Here is a 7,591-nt window from a genome sequence, read left to right on the forward strand (position 1 = left end):
GCTGCGAGAGAATCGCCGCGTGGGCCGGACCACCGCCTCGGCCGACAGTGCCGCCGCGACCGTGGAACAGCAGCAGTTCGACTTGTTGCTCCCGACAGATTTCCACCAGACGTTCCTGCGCCCGGTATTGCGCCCACGCGGCAGCGGTGGTGCCGGCGTCCTTCGCCGAGTCGGAGTAGCCGATCATCACTTCCTGCGGGCCCTGCAGGCGCGCGCGATAACCCGGCAGCAGCAACAGACGCTCCATCACCGGGCCGGCGTTGTCGAGGTCTGCGAGGGTTTCGAACAACGGCACGACACGCATTGGTCGCAGCACACCGGCTTCTTTAAGCAGCAGTTGCACCGCCAGCACATCGGATGCAGCCCCGGCCATCGAGATCACGTAGGACCCCAGTGACGCGCCTGGTGCGGCGGCGATTTCCTTACAGGTATTGAGCACTTCCGCCGTATCGGCGGAGGGTTTGAAATGCGCCGGCAGCAACGGACGACGGTTGCTCAGCTCCCGTGTCAGGAAGCCGATGCGCTGCTCTTCGTCCCAGTCTTCGTAGCGCCCCAGGCCCAGATAATCGGTAATTTCGGTCATCGCCGAGCTATGGCGCGACGAGTCCTGACGCACATCGAGGCGCACCAGAAACAGGCCAAAGGTCACTGCGCGGCGCAGGCAATCGAGCAGCGGGCCATCGGCAATCACGCCCATGCCGCATTCGTGCAGCGAGTTGAAACACAACTCCAGCGGATCGAGCAGATCGCGGTTGTTGTGCAGTACGTCGGCGGGGGCCGGGGTCGGCGCGGTCAGCGAGGCCTGCGCCCAGTTGCGGGTGGCGCGCAGGCGTTCGCGCAATTGCTTGAGCACTGCGCGATAAGGTTCGGCGCTGTCGCCGGCCCGGGCTTTCAATGCATCACTGGCCTGCTGCATCGACAACTCGGCCGCCAGATGATCGACATCGCGCAGGTACAGATCGGCGGCCATCCAGCGCGCCAGCAATAACACTTCACGGGTCACGGCCGCAGTGACGTTGGGGTTGCCGTCACGGTCGCCGCCCATCCACGAGGCAAAGCGTATCGGCGCAGCTTCCAGCGGCAGACGCAGGCCCGTCGCTTCATGCAACGCCTTGTCGGCCTTGCGCATATGGTTGGGGATCGCCTGCCACAGCGAATGCTCGATCACCGCGAAACCCCACTTGGCCTCGTCCACCGGCGTCGGCCGCGTACGGCGGATTTCTTCGGTGTGCCAGGCTTCGGCGATCAGCCGTTGCAAGGTAGTGTGGATCTGCTCGCGCTCGGCGCTGGTCAGGTCGCGATGGTCCTGAGCGGCCAGTTGCGCGGCGATCGCGTCGTACTTCTGAATCAGCGTGCGCCGCGCCACTTCGGTCGGGTGCGCGGTCAGCACCAGTTCGATTTCCAGGCGCGCCAGTTGCCGGGCCAGGGATTCGGCGCTGTGCCCTTCGTTGCGCAGGCGCGCCAGCAGTTCCGGCAGCACACGGGATTCGAATGGCGCCGGCTGCGACTCCTCGCGACGATGGATCAACTGATACTGCTCGGCGATGTTCGCCAGATTGAGGAACTGGTTGAACGCCCGCGCCACCGGGAGCAATTCGTCTTCGCTCAATTGATTGAGGCTGGCGCTGAGCTCGGCGTCCATCGAGCCACGCCGGTCGGCCTTGGCGCCCTTGCGAATCTGCTCGATCTTGTCGAGAAACGCCTCGCCGTACTGGTCTCGAATGGTGTTGCCCAACAACTCGCCGAGCAGGTGAACATCTTCGCGCAAGCGTGCATCAATATCGGTCATCAGCAGTTCTCCAGCGGTAATCCGGGCGGCCTAGAAACGAGTGCATGACCTAGAGAGTGCCGCTCTGCGACGCTTCTTACAAGCAGGCCGACGAAGGGACTTTAAACCTTGTGACCGAAAGCTAGTCTCAACAGTAAGCCGTACAACGGCTTGCCACCGGCCACGCCGGACACTCACCCAGACCTGCCACGAGCAGGTGCGAAATGAGGTCATCATGAAAATCCGTGAGCTCGCCCAGCATTGGGAAGAAACCGCCAAAGGTCGCCTGACCGACACCGGCTACGCGATTCATCTGGACGTTGAGGCCGCTGCGCGTCTGGCAGCGATTACCGAGATGTACCCCAAACGTCATGTCGAAGAACTGCTTGGCGAACTAATCGGCGCGGCGCTTGAAGAGTTTGAAGCGAGCCTGCCCTATGTGAAGGGTTCGACAGTGGTGGCGACCGATGAGGAAGGTGATCCGCTGTACGAGGATGTCGGGCCTACCCCGCGTTTTCTGGCCCTTTCGCGCCGTCATTTGCATGACCTCTCGGCGACTGCCGGCAAGCAGAAACACTGACACCCGATTGCGTTAAACCTGTGGGAGCTGGCTTGCCAGCGATGGCGTCCGTTCAGTCACCGACGTGTTGAATCTGACGGCCCCATCGCTGGCAAGCCAGCTCCCACAGGACCGCATTTTCCCTCAAGAATCATGTTGTTTTCCCCCGCGCGTACCACTCTCCTCGGCCAAAGTTCCCGCCCCAGAGCCTTGTCCATTCGGTCAAAAATTTTTTTGGCGATAGGCCATCTTTTCTGAACTTTTGAAAAATGCCTCCGGTCGGAACGAGTAACCACGCCTGGAACGAGCGTTTCAAAAACGCGCTTTCATACGACGCTTTAGGCTCCTCGACCAGGATGGATTTTCGGTTTTATCAGGAGTTAAACAATGGAGTTGAAGACCATGAAGACCCAAACCTCGTTCTCTCACCTGCGCGGTCTGAAACTGGCTGCTCTGGCCATCGGCACCAGCTTCGTGCTGGCCGGTTGCGCCGGTAACCCGCCGACCGAGCAGTACGCCGTGACCCAATCGGCAGTCAACAGCGCCGTGAGCGCCGGTGGTACCGAATTCGCCGCCGTCGAGATGAAGCAGGCGCAGGACAAACTCAAACAAGCCGAAATCGCCATGCACGACAAGAAGTATGACGAAGCTCGCACCCTCTCCGAGCAGGCCGAATGGGACGCTCGCGTAGCGGAACGCAAGGCTCAGGCAGCGAAAGCCGAACAGGCACTGAAGGATTCCCAGAAAGGTGTTCAGGAACTGCGTCAGGAAAGTCAGCGCACCGTGCAGTAAGCGCGCATCCCGAATCGCAAAGCTGAAACTTTTAACGATAGAAAGGACGACAAATTATGCGTAAGCAACTGATGATCCCCGCTCTCCTGGCTGCAAGCGTTGCCCTGGCTGCCTGCTCCACCCCGCCTAACCCGAACCTGGAACAGGCGCGCACCAACTACGCCGGCCTGCAAGCCAACCCACAGGCCAGCAAAGTCGCAGCCCTGGAAACCAAAGACGCCAGCGATTACCTGGACAAGGCCGACAAGGCTTACCTGGACAAGGAAAACGCGGCCAAGGTTGACCAACTGGCCTACCTGACCAACCAGCGTGTAGAAGTGGCCAAGCAGACCATCGCCCTGCGCACCGCTGAAAACAACCTGAAGAACGCCGCAGCCCAGCGTGCCCAGGCGCGTCTGGATGCTCGCGATCAGCAGATCAAACAGCTGCAGGACAGCCTCAACGCCAAGCAGACCGATCGCGGCACCCTGGTGACCTTCGGTGACGTGCTGTTCGCCACCAACAAGGCTGACCTGAAATCCAGCGGTCTGGTGAACATCAATAAACTGGCGCAGTTCCTCCAGGAAAACCCTGATCGCAAAGTGATCGTCGAGGGTTACACCGACAGCACCGGTGCGGCTTCTTACAACCAGTCGCTGTCCGAGCGTCGTGCGACCTCGGTACAAGTCGCGCTGATCAAGATGGGCGTAGATCCTTCGCGCATCGTGGTTCAGGGTTATGGCAAGGAATACCCGGTTGCCGATAACGGCAGCGTTTCCGGCCGTGCGATGAACCGTCGTGTGGAAGTGACTATCTCCAACGACAACCAGCCAGTGATGCCACGTTCGGCGGTCAGCTCGAACTAAGCGTCACGCGGTAACGCAAAAGCCCCGCCTGAGTGATCAGGCGGGGCTTTTTTGTGCAGGCTGAAATCGCGGCCCCTCACCCCAGCCCTCTCCCGAGGGAGAGGGGGCCGAATGGGGGGGGTCAGTAGCGGCGTCGACCTGAAAGTACTTCGCCGAATCCATAATCAACGCAATCTTTCAGGTCGGCGTAACTCGCAAGAACAACTCGATCAGTCCCCTCTCCCTCTGGGAGAGGGTCAGGGTGAGGGCTGGTCCTGCAGAATCACTCCTCCAGCTTCTGCGGAGTCTCCTCCCCCATGCAGCGCACGGCTTTTTTCTGCGCGTTGATCAACACACCGGTCAGGCCTTTCTGCTCGGTGTCGAACAGCACCAGCACCCCGTCAATGCACTGCGCGACTTGCGGCGCCGGGTCCAGCGAGACTTTGTAGTCCTCGCCGGGCACGGTCTTGAGCATGGTGAATTCGTTGAGCAGCAACGCATCCTCAGGCTTGGCGAAGTGCAGGTAGCCGTAGTACCACAGCGCCCCGACGGTGCCGAGGATGCTGCAGATACCGGTGATAATCAGCGGGATGGCGTTACGTTCTTCAGTCATTGCGGACTCTCATCTTCAGAATTCGGAGGTGGCGGATAATTCGGGATTTCGCCGAGACGGCGCAGGCCATTGAAGTGTTCGGGATCTTCCAGATAGCGCAGCATCACCTGACGCCAGACCGGGTCGCCGAAGGTCTGCACGTGGCCGCCACGGGTCAGCTGCAGCACCCTCGGAGGCGGTGCCGCCTGATACAGACGGATGCCGTTGGCAAGCGGTACCAGCGGGTCGTCGATGCTGTGAAAGATCAGTTTTGGCACGCCCTTGAGCTGCGGCATCGAATTGATTGCACTGTCGCCGTCCGGCACCAGCCACGACAGCGGCACCTGGAACGGCCAGGTCAGCCACGAGGTACTGAGGGCGTACTGGCCAACGCTGCGATAGCTGGCGGGTACACCGTCGAGGACGAAGGCCTTGAGTTGTTTCTGCCGCTCCGGGTGCTGCACCAGCCAATGCACGGCCATCGAACCACCGAGACTTTGCCCCAGCAGAATCAGCGGTTTGCCTTTGACCTCTGGCGCCTGGTCGAGCCAGGCGAATGCGGCGTCGATGTCCTGATAGATCGCCGGCAGGCTCGGCTCGCCCTCGGACAATCCGTAACCGCGATAGTCCACCAGCAACACTTGATAGCCGTTTTTCGGCAACCACCAACTGCCACCCAGGTGCATCGGCAAATTGCCGCCATTGCCGTGCAGGTGCAGGACTGTGCCTTTGACCTCGACACCGGGTTTGGCCGGCAGCCACCAGGCATTCAGCTTGAGGCCGTCGGCGGTGGTCAGGGTAACGGTGCGGTATTCGAGCTTGGCTTTTTCCGGGGTAAAGATCTGGCCGGGCTCGGGGTAGAACAACAGCGAACTGCAACCGCCGAGGGTCAGGAGCAGGCAAAAGATGCCGAGGATTCTCATCCGGTGAAACCTCGCAACAGAAGTTGGCAATACGATCCAGAGAAAAACAAATAACCCTGTGGGAGCTGGCTTGCCAGCTCCCACAGGATTTGCATGTTGGCTCAGAGGATATTGGAGTAATCCGCCTCGATCCGGTCCAGGCTCAAGTGATTGAGGAAGTTGGAGAAACACATCCACGCCGACAACGCGTTCAGATCGCGGAACTGCTCCGGCAGATACTTCGGCGGCACCACCAGTCCTTCATCCACCAGCTGACGCAGGGTACGCATGTCCTCCAGCGTGGTCTTGCCGCAGAACAACAGCGGAATCTGCTCGAGCTTGCCTTTACGCACGGCCAACTGAATGTAGTTGTAAACCATGATAAAGCCCTTGAGGTAGGACAAGTCTTTGGTAAATGGCAGACCAGTCGGTGTCGAACCACGGAAAACGCGACTGGCGTTGCCGTAACTTTCTGCCATTTCAAAGCCCTGCTCGCGGAAGAACTCGAACACCTGCAGGAAATCCGCGCCCTCCTCGACCATATGAATGGCGCGGGTGCGGTTGGTCAGTTTGCGCAGGCGACTCGGGTAGGAGGCGAACGTGATGATCTCCATCAAAATCGCCAGGCCTTCCTGGGTCACCGTCGACGACGGTGGGCCTTTGGACAGGAAAGTGCAGATCGGCTGGTTCAAGCCATTGAGCGTGGTGCCGACGTGCACCAGGCCTTCGTGGACTTCCAGTGCGCGCACATCGCGATCGTTGAACAGCGCGTCGGTGCGGATCTTGATGTAGTCGGCGCCTGCCGCCGCGTCAGCCACGATGCCGTCGGACTCGAACACGCGGATGGTTTCCTCGGCCTCGCCGAACACCTTGTTCAAACGGGTTTGCAGCAGGTGCACGGCATCCTTGGCGGTGAGGATCTTCGGCTCGTCCTTCAGGTCGCCACGGCCATCAATGTTGTTCAGGTAGTCGGACATCATCAGGCCGAGGTCGGCCAGGGTCGGGTCGCCGGCGTGAAACGCATCGGAGGCGGCGCCGTAGAGTTCCTGGGAGATCAGGCCGAAATCCTCGGTGCCGCGCGCTTCGAGCATGCGCACCACCATGCGGTATTCCTTGCACATACGGCGCATGATCTGCCCGACCGGGTTGAACTGACCGAGCTGACGGGTGATGTCACGCTCGATGTTCTGGAACTCCAGCTTGACCTTGCTCGAATCGAAGGACAGCGGTCGATTGAGGTAGTAGTCGCGATCCACCGCCGGCATTTCCTTGCCCTTGGCCTTGAGAAAGCCCTTGCGGATGTTTTCGTCCCACTTCACCGCATCGAGGACGCGGATCGGTGTCTGCGCCAGCACAATGCGATCGGACAGCGTGCGTATCGTCTGCTGGTAATCGTCCACCCGAAACTCCTGTAGAAAACTGAATTATTTGACGCGGGCCTGACGCTGATAGCGCGCGGCTTCGACGAACACATCGGAATTGGCCGGATCGTCGAGGTAAGCAAAGACCTTGTCCAGGTTGCTGTCGACCTGCACGCCGTCGCCATCGTCGGTCTGGAAGGCCTGACCGTCGAGGGCTTTCTGTTTGATCGCTTGATTGATCTGTTCGAGATCGAGGTTGTAGATCACCAGTTCGTGTTTATCGGTGAGCTCGAAACCGGCGATGGTGTAATGGCCGCCGTACTGCGCCGGGACTTTCGCCGACAGATACCAGCGGCTGCCGTGGCGCGAAACGGTGAACGGATAGGCTTCGCGTTCGCGGGGCTTGGCCTTGAAGTACGTGACAGCCTGATAGCGGTCCTTGCCCAGGCGCGTCAGTTCAAGGTTCATCGGTTCGCCCCAGGCATTGGTACTCGACCATTTGCCGAGCAGGCCCTTGGGCGCCGGGTCACTAGCGGTCAGCGGCTCCTTGAAGGTCACCAGACAGCCACTGAGCAGCAGGAACGACAAGGCGATCAGCACGCCACGCCAGGCTTTCATTCAATACTCCCTATGAACATTCGCCACCCTCGAATACACCACTGAACCTGTGAGAGCGAGCTTGCTCGCGAAAGCGGTGGTACTGCCAACATTAATGTTGAATGTCAGTCCGTCTTCGCGAGCAAGCTCGCTCCCGCAGGGTCAGGTGTTTCCCCCAGAGGGTCAGACCGACGCG

General features: G+C 60.2%; 8 protein-coding genes. 3 read left to right on the forward strand and 5 right to left on the reverse strand.

From position 1 onward, the window contains the following. The coding region (locus DBR24_RS21135; RefSeq protein ID WP_256591707.1) for a phosphoenolpyruvate carboxylase at positions 1–1,789 on the reverse strand (1,789 nt) is incomplete at its 3' end. A 214-nt stretch (positions 1,790–2,003) separates the two neighbouring features. Here DBR24_RS21135 and DBR24_RS21140 point away from each other — a divergent pair. From DBR24_RS21140 to DBR24_RS21150, 3 genes are all read left to right on the forward strand, one after another. Beyond that, positions 2,004–2,348 (forward strand): pilin assembly protein, encoded by a 345-nt coding sequence (locus DBR24_RS21140; protein ID WP_123465026.1) that lies wholly within the window; start codon positions 2,004–2,006, stop codon positions 2,346–2,348. 366 nt (positions 2,349–2,714) lie between these two features. Further along, positions 2,715–3,119 (forward strand): DUF4398 domain-containing protein, encoded by a 405-nt coding sequence (locus tag DBR24_RS21145; RefSeq protein WP_025112229.1) that lies wholly within the window; start codon positions 2,715–2,717, stop codon positions 3,117–3,119. Positions 3,120–3,175: 56 nt separating this feature from the next. After that, positions 3,176–3,964, forward strand: a complete 789-nt coding sequence (locus tag DBR24_RS21150) for an OmpA family protein (RefSeq protein ID WP_085712811.1) — start codon at positions 3,176–3,178, stop codon at positions 3,962–3,964. 262 nt (positions 3,965–4,226) lie between these two features. Here DBR24_RS21150 and DBR24_RS21155 read toward each other — a convergent pair whose 3' ends face one another. From DBR24_RS21155 to DBR24_RS21170, 4 genes are all read right to left on the reverse strand, one after another. Then, the gene (locus DBR24_RS21155) at positions 4,227–4,556 is read right to left on the reverse strand and encodes a hypothetical protein (RefSeq protein ID WP_128615722.1); all 330 of its coding nucleotides are present in this window, start codon (positions 4,554–4,556) and stop codon (positions 4,227–4,229) included. Further along, on the reverse strand, positions 4,553–5,458 hold the full coding sequence (locus DBR24_RS21160; RefSeq protein WP_123465024.1) for an alpha/beta hydrolase: 906 nt from the start codon (positions 5,456–5,458) through the stop codon (positions 4,553–4,555). Before DBR24_RS21160 ends, DBR24_RS21155 begins: the two co-directional genes overlap by 4 nt. A 101-nt stretch (positions 5,459–5,559) precedes the next feature. Beyond that, entirely contained in the window at positions 5,560–6,837 is a 1,278-nt protein-coding gene (locus DBR24_RS21165; protein ID WP_123465022.1) for a flavohemoglobin expression-modulating QEGLA motif protein, read from the reverse strand. A gap of 24 nt (positions 6,838–6,861) precedes the next feature. Then, positions 6,862–7,416, reverse strand: a complete 555-nt coding sequence (locus DBR24_RS21170) for a hypothetical protein (RefSeq protein WP_128615723.1) — start codon at positions 7,414–7,416, stop codon at positions 6,862–6,864. Between the last annotated feature and the right edge of the window lie 175 nt (positions 7,417–7,591).

Source organism: Pseudomonas sp. HMWF006, assembly GCF_003061205.1.
GTDB lineage: Bacteria > Pseudomonadota > Gammaproteobacteria > Pseudomonadales > Pseudomonadaceae > Aquipseudomonas > Aquipseudomonas monsensis.